This window comes from Stenotrophomonas sp. CCNWLW57 (assembly GCF_037203925.1).
Classification (GTDB): Bacteria; Pseudomonadota; Gammaproteobacteria; order Xanthomonadales; family Xanthomonadaceae; genus Stenotrophomonas; species Stenotrophomonas rhizophila_A.
Genome location: NZ_JBBCBJ010000006.1, coordinates 260566 through 286796 on the forward strand (window position 1 = coordinate 260566; position 26231 = coordinate 286796).

General features: G+C 64.2%; 27 protein-coding genes. 7 read left to right on the plus strand and 20 right to left on the minus strand.

Going from position 1 to position 26231, the window contains the following annotated elements; genetic code table 11:
* The first annotated feature begins 62 nt into the window (after positions 1–62).
* From V9K91_RS15860 to V9K91_RS15875, 4 genes are all read left to right on the plus strand, one after another.
* The gene (locus V9K91_RS15860) at positions 63–443 is read left to right on the plus strand and encodes a tautomerase family protein (RefSeq protein WP_249833402.1); all 381 of its coding nucleotides are present in this window, start codon (positions 63–65) and stop codon (positions 441–443) included.
* A gap of 1031 nt (positions 444–1474) precedes the next feature.
* Positions 1475–1876: a GFA family protein gene (locus V9K91_RS15865; RefSeq protein ID WP_093535423.1), complete on the plus strand. Its 402-nt coding sequence runs from the start codon at positions 1475–1477 to the stop codon at positions 1874–1876.
* A gap of 75 nt (positions 1877–1951) precedes the next feature.
* A complete protein-coding gene (locus tag V9K91_RS15870) occupies positions 1952–5380 on the plus strand; it encodes a response regulator (RefSeq protein WP_336443604.1) in 3429 nt (1142 codons plus the stop codon).
* Positions 5381–5445: 65 nt separating this feature from the next.
* Positions 5446–5682, plus strand: a complete 237-nt coding sequence (locus tag V9K91_RS15875) for a hypothetical protein (RefSeq protein WP_141236168.1) — start codon at positions 5446–5448, stop codon at positions 5680–5682.
* 1 nt (position 5683) lies between these two features.
* Here V9K91_RS15875 and V9K91_RS15880 read toward each other — a convergent pair whose 3' ends face one another.
* Both V9K91_RS15880 and V9K91_RS15885 read right to left on the minus strand, forming a co-directional pair.
* On the minus strand, positions 5684–5962 hold the full coding sequence (locus tag V9K91_RS15880; RefSeq protein ID WP_095362400.1) for a hypothetical protein: 279 nt from the start codon (positions 5960–5962) through the stop codon (positions 5684–5686).
* 70 nt (positions 5963–6032) lie between these two features.
* Positions 6033–6437: a hypothetical protein gene (locus tag V9K91_RS15885; protein ID WP_141236167.1), complete on the minus strand. Its 405-nt coding sequence runs from the start codon at positions 6435–6437 to the stop codon at positions 6033–6035.
* Between the two features lie 126 nt (positions 6438–6563).
* On the opposite strand from V9K91_RS15885, the gene V9K91_RS15890 reads away from it, so the two are divergent.
* Positions 6564–7544 carry a polysaccharide deacetylase family protein gene (locus tag V9K91_RS15890; protein ID WP_255220450.1) on the plus strand — a complete coding sequence of 327 codons (981 nt, stop codon included), beginning with the start codon at positions 6564–6566 and terminating at the stop codon, positions 7542–7544.
* 18 nt (positions 7545–7562) lie between these two features.
* On the opposite strand, the gene V9K91_RS15895 is transcribed toward V9K91_RS15890, so the two are convergent.
* The gene (locus tag V9K91_RS15895; RefSeq protein ID WP_095362398.1) at positions 7563–8054 is read right to left on the minus strand and encodes a hypothetical protein; all 492 of its coding nucleotides are present in this window, start codon (positions 8052–8054) and stop codon (positions 7563–7565) included.
* Between the two features lie 203 nt (positions 8055–8257).
* Positions 8258–9316, minus strand: coding sequence for a hypothetical protein (locus V9K91_RS15900; protein WP_336443603.1), 1059 nt, complete (start codon positions 9314–9316; stop codon positions 8258–8260).
* A 197-nt stretch (positions 9317–9513) separates the two neighbouring features.
* On the opposite strand from V9K91_RS15900, the gene V9K91_RS15905 reads away from it, so the two are divergent.
* Positions 9514–10071 carry a transglycosylase domain-containing protein gene (locus V9K91_RS15905; RefSeq protein WP_336443602.1) on the plus strand — a complete coding sequence of 186 codons (558 nt, stop codon included), beginning with the start codon at positions 9514–9516 and terminating at the stop codon, positions 10069–10071.
* On the opposite strand, the gene V9K91_RS15910 is transcribed toward V9K91_RS15905, so the two are convergent.
* The 7 genes from V9K91_RS15910 to cls all read right to left on the minus strand — a co-directional run bounded on the left by V9K91_RS15910 (position 10058) and on the right by cls (position 15677).
* Positions 10058–10450, minus strand: coding sequence for a hypothetical protein (locus tag V9K91_RS15910; RefSeq protein ID WP_255220444.1), 393 nt, complete (start codon positions 10448–10450; stop codon positions 10058–10060). The two genes, V9K91_RS15905 and V9K91_RS15910, sit on opposite strands and share 14 nt — an antisense overlap.
* Before the next feature lie 282 nt (positions 10451–10732).
* Positions 10733–10990 carry a hypothetical protein gene (locus tag V9K91_RS15915; RefSeq protein WP_095362396.1) on the minus strand — a complete coding sequence of 86 codons (258 nt, stop codon included), beginning with the start codon at positions 10988–10990 and terminating at the stop codon, positions 10733–10735.
* 193 nt (positions 10991–11183) lie between these two features.
* Positions 11184–11702, minus strand: a complete 519-nt coding sequence (locus tag V9K91_RS15920; RefSeq protein WP_141236166.1) for a hypothetical protein — start codon at positions 11700–11702, stop codon at positions 11184–11186.
* Between the two features lie 69 nt (positions 11703–11771).
* Positions 11772–12863, minus strand: coding sequence for a PA0069 family radical SAM protein (locus tag V9K91_RS15925; protein ID WP_095362395.1), 1092 nt, complete (start codon positions 12861–12863; stop codon positions 11772–11774).
* Positions 12864–13120: 257 nt separating this feature from the next.
* Entirely contained in the window at positions 13121–13864 is a 744-nt protein-coding gene (locus V9K91_RS15930) for a pyridoxine 5'-phosphate synthase (protein WP_336443601.1), read from the minus strand.
* A complete protein-coding gene (locus V9K91_RS15935) occupies positions 13861–14145 on the minus strand; it encodes a hypothetical protein (RefSeq protein WP_336443600.1) in 285 nt (94 codons plus the stop codon). The genes V9K91_RS15930 and V9K91_RS15935 overlap by 4 nt, the downstream gene beginning before the upstream one ends.
* A 62-nt stretch (positions 14146–14207) precedes the next feature.
* The gene (cls, locus tag V9K91_RS15940; RefSeq protein WP_336443599.1) at positions 14208–15677 is read right to left on the minus strand and encodes a cardiolipin synthase; all 1470 of its coding nucleotides are present in this window, start codon (positions 15675–15677) and stop codon (positions 14208–14210) included.
* Between the two features lie 116 nt (positions 15678–15793).
* On the opposite strand from cls, the gene V9K91_RS15945 reads away from it, so the two are divergent.
* Complete coding sequence (locus tag V9K91_RS15945) at positions 15794–16423, plus strand: hypothetical protein (RefSeq protein WP_141236165.1); 630 nt, start codon at positions 15794–15796, stop codon at positions 16421–16423.
* Positions 16424–16622: 199 nt separating this feature from the next.
* Here V9K91_RS15945 and V9K91_RS15950 read toward each other — a convergent pair whose 3' ends face one another.
* The 9 genes from V9K91_RS15950 to recF form a co-directional block, all read right to left on the minus strand.
* Positions 16623–17039: a biopolymer transporter ExbD gene (locus V9K91_RS15950; RefSeq protein WP_068848037.1), complete on the minus strand. Its 417-nt coding sequence runs from the start codon at positions 17037–17039 to the stop codon at positions 16623–16625.
* A gap of 3 nt (positions 17040–17042) precedes the next feature.
* Complete coding sequence (locus tag V9K91_RS15955) at positions 17043–17468, minus strand: biopolymer transporter ExbD (RefSeq protein WP_068848035.1); 426 nt, start codon at positions 17466–17468, stop codon at positions 17043–17045.
* Positions 17469–17525: 57 nt separating this feature from the next.
* A complete protein-coding gene (gene exbB, locus V9K91_RS15960; protein WP_068848033.1) occupies positions 17526–18287 on the minus strand; it encodes a TonB-system energizer ExbB in 762 nt (253 codons plus the stop codon).
* 84 nt (positions 18288–18371) lie between these two features.
* The gene (locus tag V9K91_RS15965; RefSeq protein WP_184126410.1) at positions 18372–18929 is read right to left on the minus strand and encodes an energy transducer TonB; all 558 of its coding nucleotides are present in this window, start codon (positions 18927–18929) and stop codon (positions 18372–18374) included.
* A 256-nt stretch (positions 18930–19185) separates the two neighbouring features.
* Positions 19186–20391, minus strand: coding sequence for a tetratricopeptide repeat protein (locus V9K91_RS15970; RefSeq protein ID WP_095362389.1), 1206 nt, complete (start codon positions 20389–20391; stop codon positions 19186–19188).
* Positions 20392–20523: 132 nt separating this feature from the next.
* Positions 20524–21330: a M48 family metallopeptidase gene (locus V9K91_RS15975; protein ID WP_093535447.1), complete on the minus strand. Its 807-nt coding sequence runs from the start codon at positions 21328–21330 to the stop codon at positions 20524–20526.
* Between the two features lie 68 nt (positions 21331–21398).
* A complete protein-coding gene (locus V9K91_RS15980) occupies positions 21399–22238 on the minus strand; it encodes a CPBP family intramembrane glutamic endopeptidase (RefSeq protein ID WP_249833387.1) in 840 nt (279 codons plus the stop codon).
* Between the two features lie 73 nt (positions 22239–22311).
* Positions 22312–24771, minus strand: a complete 2460-nt coding sequence (gene gyrB, locus V9K91_RS15985) for a DNA topoisomerase (ATP-hydrolyzing) subunit B (protein ID WP_068848023.1) — start codon at positions 24769–24771, stop codon at positions 22312–22314.
* Positions 24772–24881: 110 nt separating this feature from the next.
* Complete coding sequence (gene recF / locus V9K91_RS15990) at positions 24882–25979, minus strand: DNA replication/repair protein RecF (RefSeq protein ID WP_249833386.1); 1098 nt, start codon at positions 25977–25979, stop codon at positions 24882–24884.
* Positions 25980–26231: the final 252 nt, after the last annotated feature.

Consider the following 26231-nt stretch of genomic DNA (forward strand, 5'->3'; position numbering starts at 1 on the left):
GTGGCACCGCACCCGCCCATGTGCTTCCATTGCCAGGCACACAGATCCGTGAGGAATCCGCCATGCCCCTGGCCCGCATTGACCTCCGCAAAGGCAAGCCCGCCGCCTACCGCCAGCAGGTTGGCCAGGTGGTGTACGACGCCATGCTCAGCATCGGCGTGCCGAAGGATGATCGCTTCCAGATCATCCAGGAGCACGAACCGGATGGACTCATCTACGACCCCGGCTACCTGGGCATTGCGCGCACCGATGACTTCATCTGCGTCCAGGTCACCTGGAACGAGGGCCGCACGCTGGAGCAGAAGAAAGCCTTCTACAGCGCCGTCGCCCATGGCCTGCACGACGCGGTGGGCATTCGTCTTGAGGATGTCTTCATCAACCTGGTGGAGGTGAAGCGCGAGAACTGGTCGTTCGGCAATGGCTTGGCGCAGTATGCGATGTGAGCGACCAGGCGGGCTTGCGGCGCCTCATTGCATTGATTGGTGCACCGCGTGACCTGGTCCGCAGACGAGATCCTTCTTGCCGGCAGCAGGCGTGCAGTGGAGATTGTCGGTAGGTCGAGTCTTGCGCCCTATGCGTTTCACATCACTGACCTCGACGGCTATCCGTGGCATCGCCCGGAGGCAGCCCATGGCCTTCCGGAAGGCGGGTTCCTCGCCATTCGCCTGCCTGATGGAGCGTCTGCAGGAGCTGGCGAGTGGCGAGAGGAGGGAGAACAGGCCAGGCATCTGCTAAGCGTGACTGCGACGGCTGTGCTGGCAGAGCACTTGCCTGCCGACAAACAGATACCAGAGCAGCGTCGCCTCTCTACCGCGCATCTGGCGCTGCAGGTTGGACAGCCCATCCTGCACTACAGGTGTGAGATGTGGGCCGGAGAGCTGGAGTTCGAATGCACCCTGGTTTACTCGCCTGCGGAGTCTGTCCTTTGCACAGATGTTTCCGAAAGCAGCTCGCCGGCCGCACCTGATGCACTACGCGATGGGCTCTTGCGCATTGGGCTGCAGTTGCCAACGCGGTACTTCGCCCCGCATGCGCGCGATTTTCCGTGGAGCCGGTACAGGCTCCAACCGACGCTATGACCTCTTACCGAGTCGCTGCGGCACTTGGTTCGGTTGAAAACCACATCGTCTGATCATCGGGTGCTGCCGATGGCGTGGCCCTTTGGCGGTGCTAACCTTCGCCGGGTAGGCAATCCGGTCTGAACCTTAGGAGTAGGGCAGTGGGAAGAACCTGCGATTCAACCTTGCACCGCGAGAAGTTGCTCGCAAGCGATGTGGCGGCCTGCTACTACTGCTTCTCGGAATTTCCGCCCAGCGCCGTCGACGAATGGTGCGATGGCGATGATCAGGATCAGACCGCGCTCTGCCCGCGTTGCGGAGTGGATGCCGTGGTGGGCTCCAATGGCCCAGTGGATACGACGTGGATTCGGTCCGCGCACCAGATTGGATTTGGTTAGAGCCAAGGTGAACTGAACATGCTGAAGGAAGTTGGCGGCGTCCCCATCCAACCCAAGCACCGCGCCACGTGCCACTGCGGCGCCGTGGAGCTGGAGCTTGATCTTCCCAACGGTATCGAGAGCCCACGCCGGTGTGACTGCTCGATCTGCCGGCGCAAAGGCGCGGTGGTGGCTTCGGTCCCTCTCTCCGGGCTTCGTGTCGTGAAGGGGGCAGAGCACCTCAAGCGCTACGAGTTCAACACCCACACGGCCAAGCACTACTTCTGCGGCATCTGCGGGATCTATACCCACCACCAGCGCCGCTCGAACCCTCATCAGTACGGGTTCAACGTCGGGTGCCTGGAAGGCATCAACCCCTTCGCCATACCCAACGTTCCCGTGGAGGATGGAGTTCACCATCCAGCAGACGGCACAGGCTGACAAGCGATCCGGCAAGGGTTCCACAGCCTGCGCGCGTGATAATCTGATGGGTTGCACCCACCCACCTGCCAACCCATGCCCACCACGCCCAAACCCCGCGTTGCCACCCAGGCCGGAACCGGCTTCCGCACGCTTTGGCCCCTGCTGGCGGTCATGCTGTTCTTCCTCGGCAGTGGGTTCCTGGCCGGCAAGAACATCCACACCATCCGCGAGGGCAACGCGCTGGTGATCCGCTCCCAGGAGACGATGACCGCGCTGGGCGATGTGCTCTCTGCGGTGCAGGACGCCGAGACCGGCCAGCGCGGCTATCTGCTCACTGGCGATGACAGCTACCTGGAGCCCTATCGCACCGCCCTGGGGGTAGCCAGCACCCGGCTGGAGACAGTGGAAAAGTCCTTGGCCGATGACCCGGCCCAGGTCGACCGGCTTAAGCTGCTGGCACGGCGGGTCCAGGACAAGCTGGACGAACTGCATGAAACCATCGAGGTGCGGCGCACCCAAGGCTTAGAGCCCACCCTGGAGGTGGTCGGTTCCAACCGCGGCAAGGCAGCCATGGACGACATCCGTGCGCGCCTGGCCTCGATGGGGGCCATCGAACTGGACAAGCGCGCCAAGCGTCTTGAAGAGATGGAATCGGCCTACAACGCGGCGCTGAGCTCCGGCGCGGCCAGCGCGGTGCTGGGCATCGTGCTGACGATCTTCATCGCCATCCTGCTGCGCCGCCATACTCGGGCCCGCGAGCGCGATGCGTGGTTGCAGCGGGGTCGGCTGGAGCTCACCACCGCCACCGGTGGCGACCTGGACAGCGGTTCGCTCGCGCGGGCCAGCTTGGGCTTCCTGGCCGGCTTCACCGGCGCACAAGCCGGCATGTTGTTCGTGCCGGAGGACAACGGCTTCCGGCAGATCGGTGCGGTGGGCACCGCGTCCGCCCCGGACGGGACCGACCAGTTGCGCGACAGCGGCAGCCTGCTCGGCCGCGCGGTGGACGAGAAGCGCGTGCTGGTAGTGTCGGACGTGCCGCAGGGCTACTTCACGGTCGGCTCCGGGTTGGGGCAGGCACAGCCGCGCCACCTGGTCATCGCCCCCAGCATCCACGAGGGCGAAGTGAGCGGGGTGATCGAGCTGGGCTTCTTTAGCGCGGTGCCAAGCGAAGTGGTGGAGCTTCTCCAGTTGGCATCCGGCGACATGGCGGTAGCGCTGCGGTCAGCGGCGTACCGCGCCAAGCTTTCCGAGCTGTTGGCACAGACCCAGCGGCAGACCGAAGCGCTGCAGGTGCAGAGTGAGGAACTGCGGGTTTCCAACGAGGAACTGGAGGAGCAAAGCCGGGCGCTGCGCGGCTCCCAGCACGAGCTGGAAGAGCAGCAGGCCGAGCTGGAGCAGACCAACAACCAGCTGTTCGACCAGTCGCAGCAGTTGGAGAACGAGCGCGACAAGCTGGCGCGGGCCAACGCGGCCATCGTGGCCGAGGCGGACAAGGTGCAGCGCGCGAGCCAGTACAAGTCCGAGTTCCTGGCCAACATGTCGCACGAGCTGCGTACGCCGCTGAACTCCGCGCTCATTCTTTCCAAGCTGCTGGGCGACAACCGCGACGGCAACCTGAGCGCGGAGCAGGTGAAGTTCGCGCGCACCATCCATTCGTCCGGCACCGACCTGCTCAACCTCATCAACGAGATCCTGGACCTGTCCAAGATCGAGGCCGGGCACATTGAAGTGCACGCCGAGCGCTTCGGCGTGGAAAAGCTGCTGACCGACATCTCGGCGCTGCTGGGTCCGGTGGCCAGCGAGAAGGGCCTGACGCTGGACGTGTCGATGACGGCCGATTGCCCGGTGGTGATCGAATCCGATCGCCAGCGCATCGAGCAGATCCTGAAGAACCTGCTGTCGAACGCACTGAAGTTCACCGAAACCGGCGGGGTGACGGTGTCGGTTTCGTCGGCCGGGAACGGCAAGGTGGCATTCGCGGTGACCGACAGCGGCATCGGCATTGCGCCGGAGCAGCAGGCGCGCATTTTCGATGCCTTCCAGCAGGCCGATGGTTCGATCAGCCGGCGCTATGGCGGCACGGGCCTGGGGCTGTCCATTTCCCAGGAACTTGCACGCCTGCTGGGCGGCGACATCACGGTGGAAAGCGAGCCCGGCAAGGGCAGCTGCTTCCGGCTGGTGGTGGCCACACGGCTGGCAACCACCGAGCGCCCGGCAGCGCCTGAAGCACTGCCGGCGCCGGTGCCTGCACGCGCGCCGTTCGCAGCGGGTGGTGTGGCCATGGCGCTGGAGGCGCGCCCCTTGGCCGCTCCAGGCAGCAAGGCCAGCAGCAACGGCCGCGGCCTGATCCTGATCATCGAGGATGACCCGGCCTTCGGCCAGATCGTCAGCGACCTGGCGGTGGAGATGGGCTTCCGTGCACAGGTGGCGCAGACGGCGGCAGAGGCCCTGGCCGCCGCGCGCACGGAGCTTCCGCACGCCATCGTGCTGGACATCGGCCTGCCCGACCAATCCGGCCTGTCGGTGCTGGACGTGCTCAAGCACGACATCCGCACGCGGCACATTCCCATCCATGTGGTGTCGGCGACGGACCATTCGCGCAAGGCGCTGGCGCTGGGTGCGGTGGGCTATCTCGGCAAGCCGGCCACCCGCGAGGAGCTGGGCAACGTGCTGCTCTCGCTGGAGCGCAGGCTGTCGCAGCGGCCGCGCCTGGTGCTGGTGGTGGAAGATGACGATGTGCAGCTGGACGCGGTTCGCCAGCTGCTGGCGCTGGCCGATGTGGAAACCATCGGCGCGCGCTCGGCCTCGGAGTGCCTGCAGGCGCTCGCCCAGCACACGTTCGACTGCATGGTGCTGGACCTGAGCCTGCCCGATGCCTCCGGCTTCGAGCTGCTCGAGCTGCTCAGCGAGCAGAGCCCGCATGCGCTGCCGCCGATCATCGTCTACACCGGCCGGGTGCTGTCGCCTGCCGAAGAGGTGCGGCTGGGACGGTACTCGAGTTCGATCATCATCAAGGGCGCGCGCTCGCCCGAACGCCTGCTCGATGAGGTCACGCTGTTCCTGCACAAGGTAGTGAGCGACCTGCCCGAATCACAGCAGGGCATGATCCGTTCTGCGCAGCACCGCGATACCGCGCTGGAAGGCCGCCGCGTGCTGGTGGTCGAGGATGATGTGCGCAACATCTATGCGCTGATGAACGTGCTGGAGCCCCACGGGTGCAAGGTCACCATCGCGCGCAACGGCCAGGAAGCCATTGACGTGCTGACGGCCGCCGTCGGCGGCCCGTCGCCCATCGAATTGGTACTGATGGACATCATGATGCCGGTCAAGGATGGCCTTACCGCCACCCGTGAGATCCGCCAGGACGGGCGCTTCGGCAAGCTGCCGATCATCGCCCTCACCGCCAAGGCGATGCCCGATGACCAGCAGCAATGCATCCAGGCCGGTGCGAACGACTACGTGGCCAAGCCGCTGGACGTCGACAAGCTGGTGTCGCTGATCCGGGTGTGGTTGATGGCGTGAGCTGCACAAGGAAACGCGGCACCATGTAAGCTGCGCTTGATCAACGTGGACAACAAAGGAGCTTCATGAAAAAGGCATTTCAACGTTTGACCATGCTCTCGGTACTTGTTCCATTGGCTGCAGCGGCCGATGCCGCTTCCCACGAAGCAGGCTATAGCGCGGGTTACAAGCTGGGTTGGTACGTGGGATGGTTTATTGGAACCTTCGGTCCGTACCTGATCGCCGCCGCCTTGGTAGGTGTTGTTGGGTGGCTGTGGTTCCGCCGGGCAAAGGCACGGCGGATCCGTGGTGATGGCAGCTGAGTCATCCCAAGCGCTGCTGTACCTCCAACCGAAGCCGCGCCTGCTCCCGCTGCACCCATAGCTCGGCGCCGGTTTTGCCATTGGCAAAGGCGGTGCAGCGCCGGTGCCGCCGGCCTTCCGGCTCCCGATGCGCATCAAGCATGGCCACCCATTCCCTGCCTCGCTCGGGTTGATAGATGTGGACCACCCACGTGTCGCCATGGGCGATCACCGTTTCGTCGTAGGCGGTGGCGGCGGGTTTGATCCATCGGAAGTCGGGCGGGAGCATGGGCGAGAGCATTACCGTTCCGGCTCTCAGAAACTGCGACGGGGAGGGTGGCCTGCGAAGTCCTGCTGGTCTGACCGTTGCTTCAGAGTTTGCCAGCTGCCTTGTAACGGGAGACGCCCTGTTCGATCAGCTGCTGGAGCTCCTGCAGCAGGGTGGGATCGATGACGTCGAAGTTGAAGCATGATTTCCCCTGCATGCGCTTCTTCAGGCCAGGACTGAGGCTCTGCAGCAGCTCGGGAAAGTCGTAGACCGGCATGAAGTGGAAGGCGTGCTTTCTGGCAGAGACTTTCACCGCCCCGAAGAACTGCGCCTTGCCCTTGCTGTCATCGTCTTTGCAGTTGGCGTAGAAGTGGGTGTCGGTATCGTGCACGACCGCCAGCGCCTGCTTGTGGGCCAGCAGCAGATTGCGCAATGCGACGAACAACGCCGAGGGCGTCCCCGATTCCAAATGGTGCGTCTGGGAGGCTGGTTTGCCGGGAGTCTTCATGGGTACCTCCGGAAGTTCTCGCAACCATACCCCCGGGGAGGGCACGACAGGTAGTGGCATGCCTGGGCCCAGCGTTTGAGGGTGACCGGCGACGGAGCTATGCTGGACCGGCTATCAAGATGGGAGCTGCGGGTGCGAAAGGGATGGGCTTGCTGTGTCGTTCTGGCGCTCGCGTGCATTTCGGGTATCGCCCATGCGGCCGAACCGGATCGGCGCATCGCGCTGACCATCGACGATCTTCCCTGGCAGCGGCTGGGCGAACGTACCGAGCCGGAGCTCGCCGCCCAACACGCCAGGTTGCTTGCCGCGCTGAAGCAGGCCAACGTGCCGGTGGTGGGCTTCGTCAATGAAGCCAAGCTTGAGGTCGGCGGCCAGGTGCAACCTGCGCGCGTGCAGATGCTGCGCGACTGGCGTGATGCCGGGTTCGAGCTGGGCAACCACACCTTCGGGCACGTCGACCTGCATGCGATGCCGCTGCAGGCTTACGAGCAGGACATCCTTCGCGGTGAAGCCACCCTGCGCCCACTGCTGGCCGAAACCGGGCAGGTGCCGCGCTGGTTCCGGCATCCCTACCTGCATGCCGGGCAGTCGCCTCAGGTGCGCGCTGAACTTGGCGCGTTCCTGCAGCAGCACGGCTATGAGATCGCCCCGGTCACGATCGACAACAGCGAATGGATCTGGGCCTTTGCTTACGACCATGTGCGCGACACCGAAAGCGATCCGGTCAAGCGGGATGCGCTGATGCAGCAGCTGCGCCGGGGCTACGTGCCGTACATGCTGAACAAGCTCGACTACTACGAACAACGCTCGCAGGAACTACTCGGCCGGCTGCCGGCGCAGGTCTGGCTGATGCATGCCAATGCGCTTAATGCCGATTGTGTAGGCGAGCTGATAGCCGCCACCCGTCGGCGCGGCTACCGCTTCATTTCGCTGGAAGCTGCGCTGCAGGATCCTGCCTACCAGCACGCCGACGGCTACAACGGCGGTAGCGGCATGAGCTGGATACAGCGTTGGGCGATGGCCGAAAAGGTGCCGAAGTCCTTCTACGCGGGCGAGCCCACGGTGCCTGGCTGGGTCATGAAGCTTGCCGGGCGGGATGGCGAGTAGTTGAGCCCGGCAGATCGATCAGTTTTCCTGATAATCGCTTTCATCGTACGTGCCCGCAACCGTGCAGGTCAGCTGCGGCGCTACGCCCTCGCCCAGCATGAGTTCCCCCATCGTAGTCGTGCGCCCACCCGCCGTGCCGAGTTTTGCAGCTTTGCGCACCGCCGTTGCGTTGGCACCCAGGGTTGCGGTGTAACTCTCACCCAGTTCGCCGTCCGCGTCGATGAAGATGGACACTTCCTGCACCGGTAGACCGAACACCGTGAAGGGCACGGGTGGCTTGATTGCCTCAATGGCACCGGATTCGTCGCGGGGCAGCGCCTTCCAGGCCGTAGCAGTGGTATCGGGCTTTGCGCGGCATTCAACAGCTGCCTGGATCGCGGGTGCTACGGCCTGCCATTGCGCCGCGTCGAACGCCTGCGCTGCCGGAGCGAACAAGGCGCCAACAAGCAGGGTGGTAAGGATCTTGATGGTTGCGCCGCGCTGATGCGGCTTCCCTTGGGTATTGGTCATGAGGCATTCCATTTGCGCTGTAGGGCTCTACTTCCAAAGCAAGTTTACTGTGCAACGCATCAGGCCGCCCAATAGGCGGCCTGATGGTCTACAGGGTTGCGATGCTCAGAAGAAAATCGCGTAGAGGATCAACAGCGGGATTGGTACGCCGAGTGCCCAGAGCAGCAGGGTCTTCATGGGAAGTCTCCTTGTCGATTGAAAAGTTACAGGTCGCGGCGACGGCCGCCCCAGGTGGCACTGAGGCTGGCGAAGAAGGCGCCGATCAAAAGGGTGATGAACAGCCACAGTGCCGCGTAGGCGGTAGCCTTGCGCGCATCGTCGGCCACCTGCTTGGCGGTGTTCTTGGCTTCTTCCAGTGCAGCACGCATGCGGGTCTGGGTTTCGGTAACCCGGGCCTCGGCCTCGGCCTGGCTCATGCCGGTCTCGCGGGCAATCACCTGCGCCAGGTACTGCTTGTCTGCCGGGTTGAGGCCTTCGGACTGCAGGCTGGTGACGATGATGCGGTTCACCTCGGCACGCACTTCACGGCGGTCGCCGCCCGGTCGCGGGCCCTGCGGCGGCAGCGGGCGCGGCGGTGCAGCGTTTGCAGCACCCACCGCGGGAACCATCGCCGACGGATCGACCGGTGCGGCCGGATCAGCCGGCGTTTGGCCGGGCATGGGTGCGGGCATGCTGCCAGTGCGGAACAGCGAGTCCACCCAGTAGTTCAGGTCGCCCTGGTCCGAACCCGCGGCGGCGGCGGTGCCGGCGCCTGCGGCCGCAACACCGGCGGTGGATGCTGCAGCACCTGCAGTTGCGCCGACAGCTTTGACGCCGGTGCCGAGCACTCCGCCAATGGCCGAGGTCAGCAGGCCGGCGGTGAGGAGGGTGGCGACGGCCCAGGAGACGAAGCCGTGGGCGGTGTCGCGGAAGTAGGTTTCATCGCCGTGCAGGCGAGTCCACTTGGTGCGCAGGCGGCCGGCCAGATAGCCGCCCAAGCCGGAGGCTGCGAGTGCGGTAAAGGTCAGCCAGACGATGCTGCCCCAGCCGAAGGTTTCCTTCGAGACGCCATCAAATGCCCACGGCGATACCGAGGACAGGCCCAGCCCCACGCCGAGGATCAGCAGGACCAGCGACAGCGCGGCGGCGGCGACGGCACCGGCCAGGATCGCGCCCCATGACACCGCGCTTTCGGGCGCGGGTTCGATGACGGATGTTTCAGTCACAACGGCGATGTCGGGCCCGAGGGCGCCTCGATCAGGGTAATCAACTCGGGTGTTCATCGGTACTTCGCTCCGTCTGGATGCTGCGTGTGCAGCTGGCACCCAGAGGCTGCGCGAAGGCAGGTGAAATCGGCGAGACCTGCGTCTTCACTTCCTGCATGCGCGGGCGGATGCCAGGGCGATATGCTGTCTGGCGGTCGCGGTGGCGAGGTTGTAAAGCCGGGCCATGGATCTGTGATTCAGGGATAGGAGGGCACATGAAGCGCCGCGCAAAAGTACTGATCGCCATCGTGTGCACCCTGATGCTGGCGCCCGCCGTGGCATTCCTGATCTATGACGCATTGGTGTTCTGGCCGCATCGTGATCACATGCGAACCGTCCTGGAGAATGCAGATCCGCTGGATCGTTCGCCGCCTGCAAAGGTTCGCGCCTACATCCGCGCACAGCATGATGGCGCGTTGCCGTCCGCAGTGGTGGCGCGTCAGTTGCACTCCCGTTGGCTGCCCCGCAGAGGCATGCTTGACTGGCACGTGCGGAGCTTCCTGTGGGAGCGGCTTGTCTCCCTGCACCTGTCACAGGACGAGGTGTTGGGACTCTATGCGAGCCTTGCCTACAACGGAGAGGGGCAGGGGTTGAACTCCCTTTCGCAGCGCTTGTTCACCAAGCCATTGGATGCGCTGTCGGACGAAGAGGCTGCGATGGTGGTTGCCTACACATGGGCACCTGATCTCTATGCCCAGCATCCGGAACGGCTGCGGGCGCGTACGGACATCCTGCTTTCCCGGGCGCGCCGCACCCAGCTCAACGCTCTTTGATGGCGCCGCGAGCGATCGCTTGCGCGACTTCTCTGTCAAAGCGCTCACTCTTGGTGATGTGTCGTCTGACGTCGTCGGCCATCAGCTGGTCAGCGTCCAGGTAGGAAAGCTCGACCAGCTTCAGCAGAACGTCTTTCGACGGAGATTGCTTCAGCCACCAATGGAAGACGCCATTGCGGTCGTGTTCGGAAGCATCCTCCATGCCAGGTTCGTAGCTCTCCATCAGCAGTTGCAGCTGGTCCGCCGGTACCAGCCCGTACTCTTTCCACTTGGGGTGAAAGTGCATGAGTGCGAGGTAGCTCTCAATGTCCATCACGCGCTCCGTTGAAAACGTGACCAGGTCGGTGCCGGTGTCCAGCACCCAGGCAACGCGATCCATGAGAGGAGGAAACCGACCCAGAGGCGTGTTCTTTCTTTCGGGGAGAGCGGTGGTGCGATTGTCCTCTTGCCTTCCATGAGCAGCTCCTGCGGAATGGTATCGGCGTGTGACGCTTCAGAACAACTGCCCCTGCGGCGAATCCTCACGCGGCGGCCGCGACGGGCGACGGAGCAGACACCTCTGCCGGAAAGCGGGCCGGCTCACTGTCTTGGTGGAGGTTACAGGGCAGAGGACTCACCATCCAGATGGCTACACGATTCACCTGGGGTCAGGAGGCGAACTTCAGATTTGCTTGTCAAGAAGGTGAGAAGCAATGAAGAGGACAAGAACAGATGCAATGATGAGATAGATGTAGCCCTCAATCGAAACCGGATAATTCTGGCAGAGCTCGATTACCACCGGCTGCGCTACTTGTTCCACGCACTCGCGTAGTTGCTTGTATGTGCTGACCGCCTTGAACTGCGCATAGAAGAAAGCGACCAAGGAGATCGTGCGCGCTCCAAGAAGTGTCCATCTTTGGGCCTGACCACTCATCTTCATTTACATTTCTCAAAGAAAGTCCGCTTGGAACCTTACCAGCTCGATCCTTCTCCACTCAGCCCAATTGGGTCGCTCTGAATGTAGCTGCCGACACTGGCGTCGTAGCGCCCGAATCCGTTGTACCAGAGCCGGGAAGGTGCCATCAAATTGCCCTGCGTTGGTGCCAAGCGGTGCCGGTGTTTGCCCGCGGGTTCTACAGCTCAACAGCTCCTGCTATGCGATGGGGTTCTTTGCAGTCCTCCGGCCAACCGAGCGGACTCACAAGCCGAAACTGGAGTTTGTAGTGCAGGGTAGTTGTATTTGCCGACTTCTTGATCTCCGCTGTTCCATCTTCCAACACGCCTACGCAGCCAGTTTTTCCCCTCAGGTCAAACAAGCCCTGCGAATAGAACGCATCGAACCTGACAGGGCCTTCCTCGCCTATTGCGCTAGCCGGCCGAATAAAGATCGATGTCATCTCTCTTTCAGCCGTGTCACTGCGCACGGACACGCGCCTATTTGCGTTCGAAATAAGCACTTGAACTCCATCTCCCGCAATTCCTTGATGGCATGCCATCTGTGATCCAGCTATTTCATCGGCGATTGCAGAGGTCGGACGGCAGTTGGTCGCATTAGGAATTTCCCCTGTTCTCAAATTTACTGACGTGCTATTGCAAGCTGCCAATAAAAGAACTGCAGCAAGATAGAGAACAGGTTTAGTTTGTGCAGCCACAGCCCTCACCTCCAGCGTTGGTCTTGGCCGCTTCCGTTCTCTTAGCGGCTTCGTCGTAGATCTTGGGATTCAGAACAACGACCCCTGCGGCGACTCTTCCCTCGGCGGCAGCGGCCGAACAAACTTCGTGCAGTCCAGCTTCGGCCAATGGCTGTTCTGCGCGTCGAAGCCCAGGCGCTTGCGGGCGAGCTTGAAACGGCTGGAGAGCAGATCGGCGTAGACGCCTTCGCCGCGCATGCGGGTGCCGAACTCGCTGTTGTAGTCCTTGCCGCCACGCAGCTGGTTGATGGTGCTCATCACGTGCGCGGCGCGGTCCGGGTGATGCGTATCGAGCCAGTCGCGGAACAGCGGTGCCACTTCCAAAGGCAAACGCAGCAGCACATAGCCGGCGGTGCTGGCGCCGGCGTCGCGTGATGCTTCGAGCACCGCTTCCAGCTCGGAATCGTTGATCCAGGGAATCACCGGGGCCACCATCACGCCTACCGGAATGCCGGCTTCGTGCAGGCGGCGCATGGCGCGCAGGCGCGCGTGCGGGGCCGATGCGCGCGGCTCAAGGCGGGCCGACAGGTGCGGGTCCAGCGAGGTCACCGAGAAATGCACGCTGACCAGGTTCTTTTCCGCCAGTGGGGCGAGCAGGTCGATGTCGCGCTCGACGAGGGCGTTCTTGGTGATGAGCGAGAACGGGTGCTGGGTTTCCAGCATCACTTCGATCAGCTGGCGGGTGAGTTTGAGCTTGCGTTCTATCGGCTGGTAGGCGTCGGTGTTGATGCCCAGGGCGATCGGCTGCGGGGTGTAGGCGGGCCGCGAGAGTTCCTTGCGTAACAACTGCGGTGCGTTGGTCTTGGCAAACAGCTTGGTTTCGAAGTCCAGGCCCGGGGACAGGTTGAGGAAGGCGTGCGAGGGGCGCGCGAAGCAGTACGAGCAGCCGTGCTCGCAGCCGCGGTACGGATTCACCGATTGGCTGAAACCTACATCGGGGGACTTGTTGCGGCTGATGATGCTCCGCGCGGTTTCGGCGCGCACTTCGGTGCGCAGGCGCGGGGCGGCGAATTCTTCGCTGGTTTCCGGTTCCCAGCCGTCGTCCATGGCTTCGCTGACCGTGACTTCGAAACGTCCGGCGAGGTGTGTGGTGGAACCACGGCCTTTGATTGCGATACCCATCTTCAGAGGCTACCGGCGAGACGTCTCAGCGGCTGAGACGTGGGGTGGAGCGTGGCGGAGTGCGGAGGGGTACGCATGGGTTAGCAGTATTACTAACCACAGGGTCGTAGGGAAGCACCATCCGCGCCCCTGTTGGGTTTGGGCTGAATGGTTGGGGTTTGTTCCCCAGGGTTATCCACAGGGGATTCTTCAGCGCAGTTGGGTCCCAGCGAAGAGCATCCGGGCAGGGCCCGGATCTACGGTTTGCGCGGGATCCATCAAAGGAGGCCGAGGTAGCCCTTTACCGTTGCGTCCAGCCCGGCGTACAGGGCTTCGCTGATCAGGGCGTGGCCGATCGAGACTTCGAGGACGTTCGGGACCGTGTGCAGGAAATCCCGGAGGTTTCCCTGGGAAAGATCGTGGCCGGCGTTGACCCCGAGGCCGGCGGCCTGGGCGCGGCGGGCGGCGTCGGCGAACAGGGCGAGCATGACGGTGGCGTCGCCTGCGGCGTGCGCCTCAGCATAGGGGCCGGTGTAGAGCTCGATGCGGTCGGCGCCAATGTCGGCTGCCTGGGCCAAGTCCGGGTTGCCGGCGTCCACGAACAGGCTGACCCGGCAGCCGTAGCTTTTGAGTTCGGCGATCAACGGGCACAGGCGGTCGGCATCGCGGCTGAAATCGAAGCCGTGGTCGGAGGTGAGCTGGCCGTCGCTGTCGGGCACCAGGGTGGCCTGGGCGGGGCGGGTCTGCGCGCACAGCGGCAACAGGCCCGGGTAACCCGGCCGAGGCGGGGCGAACGGGTTGCCTTCGATGTTGAATTCCACGCCCCGCGCGGTGGTCAGCGCCGAGAGGGCGAGCACATCCTCGGCGTGGATATGCCGACGATCCGGGCGTGGGTGCACGGTGATGCCGTGGGCACCGGCGTCCAGGCAGGCTCTGGCCGCCTGCAGCACATCAGGGTCCTGGCCGCCGCGCGAATTGCGCAGGACGGCGATCTTGTTCACGTTGACGCTGAGGTGGGTCATAGGCTCGGGGGAAGGTCATTCGGGTCGCGGTCGGCGTCGCGGCGGGCCTGGGCCTGCTCGCGCAGCCGGCGCAGCTCGGCAGGGTCGATCGCGTTGTAGATGTCGTGCGACCCGGCCGCATCCCGCTGGCTGCCGCCAAAGCTGGCCAGGTAGCGGCCGCGAATCCAGGCCAGCAGGAACACCAGTGCACCGGCCAACCACAACATCATCAGGCCGGTGGACGGTGTCTTGATGGCAAAGGTGAAACAGCCCAGCGACAGCAGCAGGAACAGCCAATACATTGTCATTCTCCCCGTTGACCTGCGCAGTGTAGCGCCGGGGTGGGGACGGTTCCACGTGGTGGCTACAGCAGCGGGGAGGCCAGGCGGGCGAACGCCTCAGGCACCCGGTGCAGCCACAGCGAGCGCTGGCGGTCGTTGCGCACGGGCGTGGAAGCGGCGAATTCCGCGATGAGGATTTTCTCCAGTTCCGCCACGCACTCGGCGCTGCTGATCATCATCGACAGTTCGAAGTTGAGGCGGAAACTGCGGTGGTCGAAGTTGGCGCTGCCGGCGATGCAGATGTCGTGGTCGGCGATGAACGCCTTGGTGTGCAGCATGCGCGGCCCGTACTCGTAGATCTTCACCCCGGCCTGCAGCAGCTCGTCGAAGTAGGAGCGCGCGGCCTGGGTGACGAACCAGGAATCGCTCATCTTCGGTACCAGCAGGCGCACGTCCAGCCCGCCCAGTGCGGCCGAGGTGAGCGCCATGCGCGCGGCTTCGCCCGGCACGAAGTAGGGCGTGACCAGCCACACGCGTTCGCGCGCTTCGTGGATGGCGGCCACCTGCAGGCGGTGGATGGTTTCCCAGCCCGAGTCCGGGCCTGATACCAGCACCTGGGCGTTGATGGCGCCGTCCTGGCGGCCCGGCATGTCGGTGGGCCACAGCTGGGCGATGTTGAAGCGCTCCTTCGGTTCGCCGGTGGCGTAGATCCAGTCTTCGACGAACACCAGCTGGAGACTGCGCACCACGTGGCCCGTCAGGCGCATGTGCAGGTCGCGGTAGGCATCGGGCCGGCGGCTTTCGTCTTCTTCGTCGGTGATGTTGATGCCACCGGTGAAGGCGACGCGGCCATCGATCACCACCAGCTTGCGGTGGGTGCGCATGTTCATCCACGGCCGCTTGAACGGTTTGAGCAGCTGGCGCGGGTGGAACCAGGCCACTTCGGCGCCTGCATCACGCAGCGGCTTGAGGAACCGCGTGCGGATGCCGGACGAGCCCACCGCATCCAGCAGCAGGCGCACGCGCACGCCTGCCTTGGCGCGTTCGACCAGGGCATCGCGCAGCGCGGTACCGGCGTGGTCGGGATTGAAGATGTAGTACTCGACGTGCAGGTGGTCGCGCGCCTGGGCCACGGCCTTCAACAGCGCGGCATAGGTCTGCGCGCCGTCCACCAGCCACTCCACTTCGGTCGCCGAGCTGGGCGCCAGGCCGGTGGTGGCCTGGGCGATCTTGGCCAGTTCGGTGCAGTCCGCATCGGGCGGGCACACGCTGCTGTAGTGCTCCATGCCGGAACGCGCGCGGCCACGGCGCAGGCGCTGCCGTTTCACCTTCTGCGGCCCGAGCAGGTAGTACACGAACAGGCCCAGATAGGGCAGGGCGGCCAGCGAAAGGATCCAGCTGAGCGTGGCCACCGGCTCGCGCTTCTGCAGCATGATCCAGCCGATCAACCACAGCAGGTACAGCACGTAGGCGGCGATGAGCAGCGGGCGCAGGTGCGGGAACGCATCCAGCCAGTGGAGCCAGTCGGCAAGCGCGGGGTAGGTGGCAAGCATCCGCGGATCATAGCCGGACGCGGGTGTCCGACGCATGCGTGACTGTTTTGGCCTTGAAGTCGGGGCGCCTGTAGCCCGAGTCTCTTGACGCACAACACGGTGTCATGGAGCAAGGGATGGCGGTCAACTGGTCAGGCGGTCTAATCCGCTGGATGCCCCACAGGGACAGGCAGGGCAAGGCCTTCCCCTTGAATCACCTGCATCCCTTTCGTCTCAACTACGCCCTGCTTGCCGCTAAGGGGCACCCCGGCCGGGAGGTCGTCCTGTATGTCGGCTTTGGGCTTCATTGCTTCTCTGTGCAGCGTCGTGGAGCTGATGACGACATGATTTCCGACAATCGCGAGTGCCGCGCATTTGATGGTGTTCGATACACGTTGTCGAAGCGGCTTCCGGAGATCATTCGCCACGTGATCGAAGGGCGACAATCCTGCGAGCGCACCGCAGCGGACAACTATGTTGCCGTGCGGCTGGACAGCGGCGAACGCTATGGCGTCTTCTTCAATCTTAAACGGTGGAAGCGGCACGGCTCGAACAGTGTGCTGCTGCTGGTGCAATCCGCGTATCCGCTTGATCCGCGCAAGCCGCATCCCGGCAAGGGACGCTATTCCTTCAATCTTTTATTGGGAGAGATCCTGCGGGGACGCGCAAGGCAGGACGATGAACCCGATCCAAGACGATTCGCGGATGTACTGGAGGCGCCTCAAGAACGAAAGCCCCGGCCAGCGATGCTGGGCGAGGCTCCGTGAGTCCGATTCCCTTGGATATACCCGGGCCGGCCGGGACCTGGTGACCAGGTGGGATGCACAATGGCTCGGCTATGTGTTGCTTGCGCGTAACCATGGTGGAACGGCCCCGGATTGATGTCAATGGCCGAACGCGCCAACAAAAAAAGCGCCCCTGTTTCCAGGGGCGCTTTCCAGTCGCGTCATGACTTGGTGTTGCGTCTTACTGCTGCTGCTGGAACCCGATCTTCTTCATCTGCGCGTTCTTCGCGGCGGCCAGAACCTTGGCCATCACGTCGTACTCGGAGTCCGGGCTGGCGTCGATGCGCAACTCGGGCTGGTTGGTCGGGTCACGCTGCACTTCCTGTTCCATACGCTGCTGGAGCTCAGCCGTTGCAACCGGGCTGTTGTTCCAGAACACCTGGTTGCTGGCGTCGATCCGCAGCTCGATCGGCGGCGGCGGTTCGACCAGCTGCGGCGGTGGGTTGAGCACGCGCTGCGGCAGGTCCACGGCGATCGGGTACGTCATGATCGGCGCGGTAACGATGAAGATGATCAACAGCACCAGCATCACGTCCACGAGGGGCGTAACGTTGATGTCGGCCATTGGGCCCTTGCCACCACCAGAACTGAATGCCATGGCTTACTGCCCCTTCTCTTTGGTGGCCACGAAGCCAACGTCGAGCATGCCCTGCTCCTGCGCGACCTTCGTCATCTCGTTGATGACGCGCATCTTGGTGGTGCGGTCACCACGCAGATTGAGCGGGGGCTGGGGGGTCTGCTGGGCGGCGGTCGCCAGGCGCGACTCGAGAGTCTGCTTGTCGATCTCTTCGTCGTTCCAGTAAATCGAGCCGTCTTCCTTCACCGCCAGGGTGATGGGGCCCTTGCGATCAGCCGCATCTTCCGGCTTCTGCACCAGGTTGGCCTCAGGCAGGTCGACCTTGACCTTATGGGACATCAGGGGCGCCGTGATGATGAAGATGATCAGCAGCACCAGCATCACGTCCACGAGGGGCGTAACGTTGATGTCGGCCATGGGGCCGCCGCTGTTACCACTACTGAAAGCCATAACGGGCTCCGTCTAGATCGTGTTGACTACGTTCTCGCTGGGTACAGCGCGTCGCAATTAGCGGACGCGCGAACCGGTGGCGAAGAAGTCGTGCAGGTCGTGAGCGAACGTATCGAACTTGCTGATCGTGGCGCTGTTGATCTTGCTGAAGAAGTTGAAGGCGAACACGGCCGGGATTGCCACGAACAGACCGATGGCGGTCATGATCAGGGCTTCACCCACCGGGCCGGCAACGGCGTCGATGGAGGCCGAACCGGTTGCACCGATCTTGATCAGCGCGCCGTAGATGCCCCACACGGTGCCGAGCAGACCGACGAACGGAGCGGTTGCACCGACGGTGGCCAGCAGGGTCATGCCCGACTGCAGGTTGTTGCTTTCGCGGGTCACGGCCTGACGCAGGGCGCGGTCGACGAACTCCGAACGGCTCAGGTTTTCACCCAGGCCACCGGTGGCGCCACCTTCGGCACGCTGGTGGTGGGCGGCAGCCTGGGCTGCGTCCAGGGCGATCTTGGAGAACGGCTCGGAAGCCGGCTGTTCTTCCATGGCGCGGATGGCGTCCTGTGCGTTCGGGGTATCCCAGAACAGGCTCACGACCTTGTCAGCAGCGCTCTTCAGGCGGGTAGCACGGAAGATGTTGATGACGGTCCAGTACCAGGACATGGCCGACATGATCACCAGGGTCAGAAGCACGACCCAGGAGACGGCAAAGTCGCCCGGCTTGGAGGTCATTTCGTGGATCAGATGCTCGAAGCCCATCTGCGAGAGGGCATTCGACGGGTTGCCCCCGGCAGCAGCGGCGATGAAGAGTTCCTGCAGCATGACGCTTACCTTTGTTGTGTGTGGTGATGAATGTTGTAGCTAGGTTCAAGTGACAGGAGGGTGGCCGGCAGGCCACCCGGCCCATCAATTCAGCGCAAAGTTGACCGGGACGCGGACGCGACCTGCAGCTTTCTTCCCGCCCGATTCGGCTGCGTTGAAGCGCCATTTACGGGCGGCTTCCATCGCTGCACGGTCCAGATCGCGGTTACGGCTGGACTTTTCGACCGACACATTGGTGACGTTGCCGTTGGCATCGACATCAATGATCAGGATCACTTCACCCTGGATACCTGCGCGGAACGCGGCCGGCGGGTAACGCGGGGGATTCATGGCCTTGGACGAGATATCGACGCTGGCCTCGATGGAACTCGGCGGCTGCGGCGGGCTCGGCGGACTCGGCGGCGTGACGATGTCGTTCGGACGCGGTTCCGGCACGTCGATCACCGGCGCCTGCGGCGGCGGCGGCACCGGCGAGGGCTTGGGCGGCGACAGGTTCTTGACCGGCGGCGGCGGCGTTTCAGTCGGCGGCGGCGGCGGCGGCGGCGGTGGGGGCGGCGGCGGAGCGTCGACCAGGGTCACCATGATGTTGCGTTCCTTCTCCGTCACGGCCTTGGGGGCCACGGCGGGGATGAGGAGCAGCATCAGGGCGGCGAGATGCAATGCGATTACAAAGGCGATACCCACGATGCGCGGCCAGCTGAGGCCGGTGTCATCGCGTTGTTCGTACCTGTGAACGACTAGTTGTTCCGTCATGCGCCAAGAGCTCATTAGTGGGGCCGGGTACCTGGGGACAGATAGCCCATGATCAGCGGTGCATGACACCGCAGGAACCTCCAAGCTTATACCAATCCTGAGCGCCTGCGCATCACTCACGCAGGCGTTCAGGCGTTATTCCTACTTACTTCAGGTTGATGATTTTCTTGGCATCCGCCTGGTTCTTCACACCCTTCGCCAGCGCCTGCTGGGCGGCCGTCTTGGCCTCCGGAATGCGACCTTCCGAATGCAAGACACGTGCCAGGTTCAAGTAGGTTTCACCGTCCTTGGAAAGCGGGGCGGCCTTCTGCCACGCTTCGATCGCCTTTTCGACCTGCGGCGGTTCCGAGTAGTAGTACGCCTGGGCCTGGGCCAGGTACACCTGGTAATCCGGCTTCAGGATGCCCTTCTGCAGGCCATCGTTGATCACCGCAATGACCTCGGCTTCCTTCTTGTCCGAGTTGGCGTAGATCGAGTACGCCTGCTTGTACTCGCGCTCCTCGGTCAGCTGGCCGCCCTTGAAGAGCTTGTCCATGACCGCGCCGGCCTTGTCCATCTGGTCGGCCTGCAGGTACATGCTGGCCAGGTTCATCTGGGCCTTCTTGTCCGCCGGGTTCTTGGCGGCAAGCGCTTCGGCCTGCTTCACTGCCTCACCGGTCTGGCCGGACTCGGACAGGGCGGCCATCAGCAGCTGGTTCCAGTTGTCCTTCGGCTCGGTGGCGCCGGCGATGGCCTGCTGGATCACCGGCACTGCTTCCTGGTAGCGCTCGAGCTGGTACAGGGCCTGGCCCTTGATGATCAGCTCTTCCGGCTTGGTCGACTTGGTTTCAGCGAAGTACTTGTCCAGGGTGGCCAGACCTTCGGCAAGCTGGTCGTCCTGGATCTGCAGCTGGCCCAGCATCAGCATCGACTGGAAGTGGCCGTTGTTGTCCAGGCCATTGAATTCCAGCACCTGCAGCAGGTACTTCTTGGCAGCGGCGTTGTCGTCGGTGTTGTAGGCAGCCTGCGAGGCGAGCTGCGCGGCCAGCGACTTGTCATACGCATTGGCGGCGCTGTTGCCCAGGATTTCATTGGCCGCAGCCAACGTCTCCGGGAACTTCTGATCGTTGTAGCTGTCGATCATCTTCTGCAGCTGCTTGCCCAGCTTCGGCGATGCCTTGATGTCCGGCTCGGCGCGGGTGGCCTGCGGGTACAGCGCTTCGGCCTTGGCCTGGTCCTTCTTGCCACCACGGCGATCGGCGCTGCGATCAGTGGTGCGGGTCTGGGCGACGGCGTCAGTGACCACAACGCCACCAATGGCGGTCGCGATGAGGACGGAAAGCACGGCTTGCTTGTGGTTGCGGAAAATCATCTTTCACCTCGATCGAACCGCCGCGGCGGCGTCAAAACGGACTGTCAGAAAAATCTGAGCCGCCAAACGTATCAGAAACCGATGGCGTGAGAAATCGTTTCCGATGCTGCAATACAGCATCCTTTAGTCGAATCACCCGCACTTGGGGCGCCGTCCAGCGGCCTGGGCCTGCTGGAAAACACCGGTCAGGGCGGGGGCATCGCGTTGCAGCTCCCGGATCCGGTTGGCCGGGTCCGGGTGGGTGGACAGCCATTGCGGGGAACGCCCGCCACTGGCGGCCATCATGTTCTGCCACAGGTTGACCGCCTGGGCCGGGTCGAACCCTGCCTCGGCCATCAGCCGCTGGCCGACCACGTCGGCTTCGCTTTCCTGGGTGCGCGACCCGGGCAGCAGGAAGGCGGCCTGTGCGCCGGCACCGCCGAGCTGGTTGACCGTGCTGGCCGCGCCGTCGCCGTATGCCGCGCCGGCCAGCGCACCAAGCACGGCCAGGCCGGTCTGCGCGCCCATCTGGCGGGTGAGGCGCTCTTCGTGGTGGCGCGAGATGACGTGGCCGATCTCATGCCCGATCACGGCGGCGAGCTGGTCCTGGTTCTTGGCCACGGTGAAGATGCCGGTGTTCACGCCGACCTTGCCGCCGGGCAAGGCGAAGGCGTTCGGCTCGGCATCGACGAATACCGCGGTCTCCCACCGTACGCCACGGTACTGAGGCGGCAGCTGCGCGACCAGCGCATTGACCACGCACTGCACGTAGCCGTTCTGGCGGCCGTCGCTGCTGATCTTCTGCTTCTGTTTGGTTTCGGCGAAGGCCTGCGCGCCAAGCTGGTCCAGCTCGGCCTGCGATACACCGCCCACCATCTGCTTGCGCCCGGTGGGCGAGGTGGTGGTGGCGCAGGCGCTGAGCGCCAAGGTGATGACAAGTCCGAGCAGCAAGGGTTTCAAGGCGGGGACTCCCGTGTTCATGTCTGCAGTGTGGCGGGCCGAATGTAAGGTTTTGTCAAACCGTCGAGTCAGTGCAAGCCCAGGAATACCAGCGCCGCCAGGGCGATGGCGTTGTTCAACGCATGCGCCACGATCGGGGCCCACAAGGTGCCGGTACGCTGGTAAAGCCACGCGAACGCGGCGCCCATGCCGCCGTACACCAGCCACAGTTGGGCGATTTCCCACGGGCCGTTGGCACTGGTGCCGGGCACTTCGTGGACCAGCGCGAACGCCAGGCTGCTGAGCAGCATGCCCAGCCATGGGCGACCGGCCTGCCACAGGCGGCCGAACAGCACGCGGCGGAACAGTAGTTCTTCGTAGGCCGGGGCCAGCACGATCGCGAACAGGGCCAGGAACCACGGGAAACGGGCCAGCGCCTGTTCCATCAGGGCCAGGTTGGTGGGTACCGGTTCAATGCCCGCCTGCCGGGCCAGCCAGGCGATGCCGTTGCTGCCGATGATCACGCCCACCGCAACCAGCGCGGTCCAGCCCCAGGTGGACGGCCGGCGGGCCGCCTCGAACGAGGCGCGGCGCTCGGTGGCGTCGGCACGGCGCCTGAGGAAGTACAGGAAAATCGCAGCGCCGCCGGTGGCGAACACGGCCATCAGGATCTGCGCGAGCGCGCCAGGCTGGCCCACCTGCTGGGCCAGCGCATCGGCCGCTTGCGCGCCGGTGTCGCGGACCACGATCAAGGCGCGGTAGAGGCCCCATAGCAGGCCGCTGGCCATGCTCAAGGCGAGCAGCGAGAGCGTGGCGATACCGAGATCGATCAGGAATCCCGCGATCGGGGAGCCTGGTTTCCGTTGGGGCGCCTTGGGCAGGGCGGGCGGCAGCGGAGGCGTGGTGGACGCCGGGGCGGTAGCGGACATCGGGTTCCTGGCAGCAATAGGCGGTGGCCAGGCCGGTTGCAGGTCGCAACCGGCCGGCCCTGAGCCGATTGTGTCAGATATCCAGGTTGGCGACCCGCAGCGCGTTGTCTTCGATGAAATCGCGGCGCGGTTCCACCACGTCACCCATCAGGGTGCTGAAGATCTGGTCGGCCGCCACGGCGTCCTCGATACGCACCTGCAGCAGCCGGCGCGTATCGGGGTTCACGGTGGTGTCCCACAGCTGTTCGGGATTCATTTCGCCCAGGCCCTTGAAGCGCTGGATCTGGCGACCCTTCTTGGCTTCGTCCAGCAGCCAGTTGCGGGCATCGGCGAAACCACCGATCTCCGACGACTTGGCACCGCGGACGATCTTGGCACCTTCGCGCACCAGCCCGTGCAGCAGCAGCGAGGACTGGTGCAGGGCACGCAGTTCGCCGGTTTCGAAGGCCGACAGCGGCAGCACCTGGATCAGCTGTTCGCCCATGTGGCGACGGGTGACCAGCAGCGCGGCGGGACGCTCTTCGGTGGGTTCCTGCAATTCCAGGCTGAAGCGCGGCGAGCCCAGGCTGCCCTGGTTGAGGCGCTTGGCCAGTGCGGCCAGGCCTTCGTCGGCGCCGGCCTTGCGCAGGTGCTCCAGGTCCATCGGAGTGAAATCGACCAGGGCTTCAAGCACCTGGCGGTCGTAGCGATGGGCATTGCGGCCGATCGCTTCCTGCGCCGAGGCGTAGGCCAGCAGCAGCTTTTCCAGGGCGACGCCTTCGATGGCCGGCTCGTTCTCGGCCGGAATCAGCGAGGCATTTTCGACCGCGTTGCTGGCCAGGTAGGCGTCCAGCGCGGGGTCGTCCTTCAGGTAGAGCTCCTGCTTGCCCTGCTTGATCTTGTACAGCGGCGGCAGGCCGATGTAGACGTGGCCACGCTCGATCAGCTCCGGCATCTGCCGGTAGAAGAAGGTGAGCAGCAGGGTGCGGATGTGCGCGCCGTCGACGTCGGCGTCGGTCATGATGATGATGCGGTGGTAGCGCAGCTTGTCCGGGTTGTACTCGTCGCGGCCGATGCCGGTGCCCAGCGCGGTGATCAGCGTACCGACCTGGTCGGAGGCCAGCATGCGGTCGAAACGGGCTCGTTCCACGTTGAGAATCTTGCCGCGCAGCGGCAGCACGGCCTGGTTCTTGCGGTTGCGGCCCTGCTTGGCCGAACCACCTGCGGAGTCACCCTCGACGATGAACAGTTCGGACAGCGCCGGGTCCTTCTCCTGGCAGTCGGCCAGCTTCCCGGGCAGGCCGGCGATATCCAACGCGCCCTTGCGGCGGGTCAGGTCGCGCGCCTTGCGCGCGGCTTCGCGGGCGCGGGCGGCATCGACGATCTTGCCGGCGATGGCCTTGGCTTCGTTCGGGTTTTCCTGCAGGAACTCTTCGAGGCGCTGCCCGAACGCGCTTTCCACGGCCGGTCGCACGTCCGAGCTGACCAGCTTTTCCTTGGTCTGGCTGGAGAAGCTGGGGTCGGGCACCTTCACCGAGAGCACGGCGATCATGCCTTCGCGCATGTCGTCGCCGGTCAGGTTGATCTTGGCCTGCTTGGCGATGCCGTTCTGCTCGATGTAGTTGTTGAGCACACGGGTCAGCGCGCCGCGGAAGCCGGCAAGGTGGGTACCGCCGTCCTTCTGCGGGATGTTGTTGGTGAAGCAGTACATCGTTTCCTGGTAGGAATCGGTCCACTGCAGCGCCACGTCGACGGTGATGCCGTTGGATTCGCCGGTGACCGAGATCACGTTCGGATGCAGCGGGGTCTTCAACTGCGCCAGATGCTCCACGAAGCTGCGGATGCCGCCTTCGTAGTGGAAGTCGTCACGGCGGCCATCGCCACGCTCATCGACCAGGACGATCTTGACCCCGGAGTTCAGGAACGAGAGTTCGCGCAGGCGGCGCGCCAGAATCTCGTAGTGGAACTCGACGTTGTCGTGGAACGCGACCACCGACGGCCAGAAGCGCAGGGTGGTACCGCGCTTGGTGCTGGTTTCGACCTGGGCCAGCGGGCTTACGGCCGCGCCATCGGCGTATTCCTGGTGGAAGTGGAAGCCGCTCTGGAAGATATCCAAGGTGAGCTTCTGCGACAGCGCATTGACCACGCTGACGCCAACGCCGTGCAGGCCGCCGGAAACCTTGTAGCTGTTGTCGTCGAACTTGCCGCCCGCGTGCAGCACGGTCATGACCACTTCGGCAGCGGACACGTCGCGGCCGAGCTTCTGGCTCATCTGACCGTGCTTGCCGGTGGGAATGCCACGGCCGTTGTCGGACACGGAGACCGAGCCGTCGGCGTGGATCGTCACCGCCACGTGGTCGGCGTGGCCTGCCAGCGCTTCGTCGATGGAGTTGTCGACGACTTCGAACACCATGTGGTGCAGACCGGTGCCGTCATGGACGTCGCCGATGTACATGCCGGGCCGCTTGCGGACCGCCTCCAGGCCTTCCAGGGCGGTAATGCTGTTGGCGTCGTAATTGCCGGTAGGTGCCGGAGTGTTCTGTTCTTCAGTCATTGCGCTTGCCATAGGCTCCGCAGTTCGGGCCGCCGCGGGAAGCGGGGCGCCGATGGATAAGGGGTTGCAACAGCAATTATACCAGCCGGGCGCTTCGGCCCCTGCCGGCACTATGGCACAAGCTGGACGTGGCCATGTTCCACGTGGAACCGGGTGATATCGGTGCGGTCCTGCAGCGCGGCGGGCGTTTCGGTGGCGGTGATGAATATCTGCGCCGGGCCTGCGCGCAGACGATCCAGTACCCGGGCTTGATGGGTACGATCCAGCTCGGACGCCAGGTCATCCAGCGCGATTACCGGCCATTCGCCGCGCTGTTCGGCGTAATCCTCCGCCTGGGCCAACAGGCAGGTAAGGGCGGTGAGCTTGGCCTGGCCGCGCGAGAGCGCGTCGCGGCCGGGAATGCTGGCAAACCCCACGCTCCAGTCGGCGCGGTGCGGACCCACGGAGGTATAGCCCGCCAACCGGTCGCGTTCGCGCGCCAGCAGCAGGGCGTCGGACAGGGAAAGCTCGTGTTTGCGCCAGCCGGGGCTCAGCGTCAGTGACTGGATGCCCAGGTTCGGGGCCAGTTCCTGCGCCAGGCCGATGGTTCGGTCCTGCAGGCGGTCCAGGTAGTGCTGGCGCCGGGTGGTGAGCGGTTCGCCGGCTTCTGCCAGCTCACGGTCCCACGCATCCAGTGCATTCGGGTGCCCGCCTTGCTTGAGGAGGGCATTGCGCTGCTTCAGGGCCCGCGAATACCGCCGCCAGAGGGCGAGGAAGTCTGGTTCCACGTGGAACAAACCCCAATCCAGGAACCGGCGACGCGGCTCGCCGCCCCCACTGACCAGCGCGTGGCTGCCCGGCTCAAAGGTGACCACAGCCAAGGCCGCGCAAAGGTTTCCCAGCTGCGCAACGTCTTCACCATCCAGCCGTCCCTTCCATTCCTGCCCGCTGTGGCGCAGCCCGGCTTTGCGGCGCGTGGCCGATTCCGCCCCTGAACGCTGTTCGTCCCATTCAACGAAGACATCCAAAGCGTCCTGGCCCTGGCGCACCAGCCCATCCCGCACGCGACCGCGGAAACTGCGCCCGTAGGCCATTACGTGCAGCGCTTCAAGCACGCTGGTCTTGCCTGCGCCGTTGTCGCCAGTGATCAGGTTGATGCCCGGTTGCGGGGCCAGTTCCACGCTGTCGAAGCGGCGAACCTGGTGCAGGGACAGACGACGGATGTGCATGCGGTCGGATCAACGCCGCAGATGCGGCAGAGAGGTTGGGGGAATCGATCAGCTTACTGCATCGGGGTGGATTCGCCGCACGTTCGAGACGCCGTGAATCCTTTGAAATCTGACAGAGCGTCAAGGGTGAAGCCGTGCAGATTTCAAGGAATTCGCGCGTCTTCGGGATGGGGTGCACGTCGGGCAAATGCGATTGCCCGCTCGATTCTTTGAAATCTGAAACGCGGAGCAGGGTAGGCGTTCTCAGATCTT

Coding starts and splice junctions, on each gene's coding strand:
- V9K91_RS15860 (WP_249833402.1), top strand. CDS start 63: ATGCCCCTGGCCCGCATTGACCTCCGCAAAGGCAAGCCCGCCGCCTAC.
- V9K91_RS15865 (WP_093535423.1), top strand. CDS start 1,475: ATGCTGAAGGAAGTTGGCGGCGTCCCCATCCAACCCAAGCACCGCGCC.
- V9K91_RS15870 (WP_336443604.1), top strand. CDS start 1,952: ATGCCCACCACGCCCAAACCCCGCGTTGCCACCCAGGCCGGAACCGGC.
- V9K91_RS15875 (WP_141236168.1), top strand. CDS start 5,446: ATGAAAAAGGCATTTCAACGTTTGACCATGCTCTCGGTACTTGTTCCA.
- V9K91_RS15880 (WP_095362400.1), bottom strand. CDS start 5,962: ATGCTCTCGCCCATGCTCCCGCCCGACTTCCGATGGATCAAACCCGCC.
- V9K91_RS15885 (WP_141236167.1), bottom strand. CDS start 6,437: ATGAAGACTCCCGGCAAACCAGCCTCCCAGACGCACCATTTGGAATCG.
- V9K91_RS15895 (WP_095362398.1), bottom strand. CDS start 8,054: ATGACCAATACCCAAGGGAAGCCGCATCAGCGCGGCGCAACCATCAAG.
- V9K91_RS15900 (WP_336443603.1), bottom strand. CDS start 9,316: ATGAACACCCGAGTTGATTACCCTGATCGAGGCGCCCTCGGGCCCGAC.
- V9K91_RS15905 (WP_336443602.1), top strand. CDS start 9,514: ATGAAGCGCCGCGCAAAAGTACTGATCGCCATCGTGTGCACCCTGATG.
- V9K91_RS15910 (WP_255220444.1), bottom strand. CDS start 10,450: ATGGATCGCGTTGCCTGGGTGCTGGACACCGGCACCGACCTGGTCACG.
- V9K91_RS15915 (WP_095362396.1), bottom strand. CDS start 10,990: ATGAAGATGAGTGGTCAGGCCCAAAGATGGACACTTCTTGGAGCGCGC.
- V9K91_RS15925 (WP_095362395.1), bottom strand. CDS start 12,863: ATGGGTATCGCAATCAAAGGCCGTGGTTCCACCACACACCTCGCCGGA.
- V9K91_RS15930 (WP_336443601.1), bottom strand. CDS start 13,864: ATGACCCACCTCAGCGTCAACGTGAACAAGATCGCCGTCCTGCGCAAT.
- V9K91_RS15935 (WP_336443600.1), bottom strand. CDS start 14,145: ATGTATTGGCTGTTCCTGCTGCTGTCGCTGGGCTGTTTCACCTTTGCC.
- cls (WP_336443599.1), bottom strand. CDS start 15,677: ATGCTTGCCACCTACCCCGCGCTTGCCGACTGGCTCCACTGGCTGGAT.
- V9K91_RS15945 (WP_141236165.1), top strand. CDS start 15,794: ATGGCGGTCAACTGGTCAGGCGGTCTAATCCGCTGGATGCCCCACAGG.
- V9K91_RS15950 (WP_068848037.1), bottom strand. CDS start 17,039: ATGGCATTCAGTTCTGGTGGTGGCAAGGGCCCAATGGCCGACATCAAC.
- V9K91_RS15955 (WP_068848035.1), bottom strand. CDS start 17,468: ATGGCTTTCAGTAGTGGTAACAGCGGCGGCCCCATGGCCGACATCAAC.
- exbB (WP_068848033.1), bottom strand. CDS start 18,287: ATGCTGCAGGAACTCTTCATCGCCGCTGCTGCCGGGGGCAACCCGTCG.
- V9K91_RS15965 (WP_184126410.1), bottom strand. CDS start 18,929: ATGCTGCTCCTCATCCCCGCCGTGGCCCCCAAGGCCGTGACGGAGAAG.
- V9K91_RS15970 (WP_095362389.1), bottom strand. CDS start 20,391: ATGATTTTCCGCAACCACAAGCAAGCCGTGCTTTCCGTCCTCATCGCG.
- V9K91_RS15980 (WP_249833387.1), bottom strand. CDS start 22,238: ATGTCCGCTACCGCCCCGGCGTCCACCACGCCTCCGCTGCCGCCCGCC.
- gyrB (WP_068848023.1), bottom strand. CDS start 24,771: ATGACTGAAGAACAGAACACTCCGGCACCTACCGGCAATTACGACGCC.
- recF (WP_249833386.1), bottom strand. CDS start 25,979: ATGCACATCCGTCGTCTGTCCCTGCACCAGGTTCGCCGCTTCGACAGC.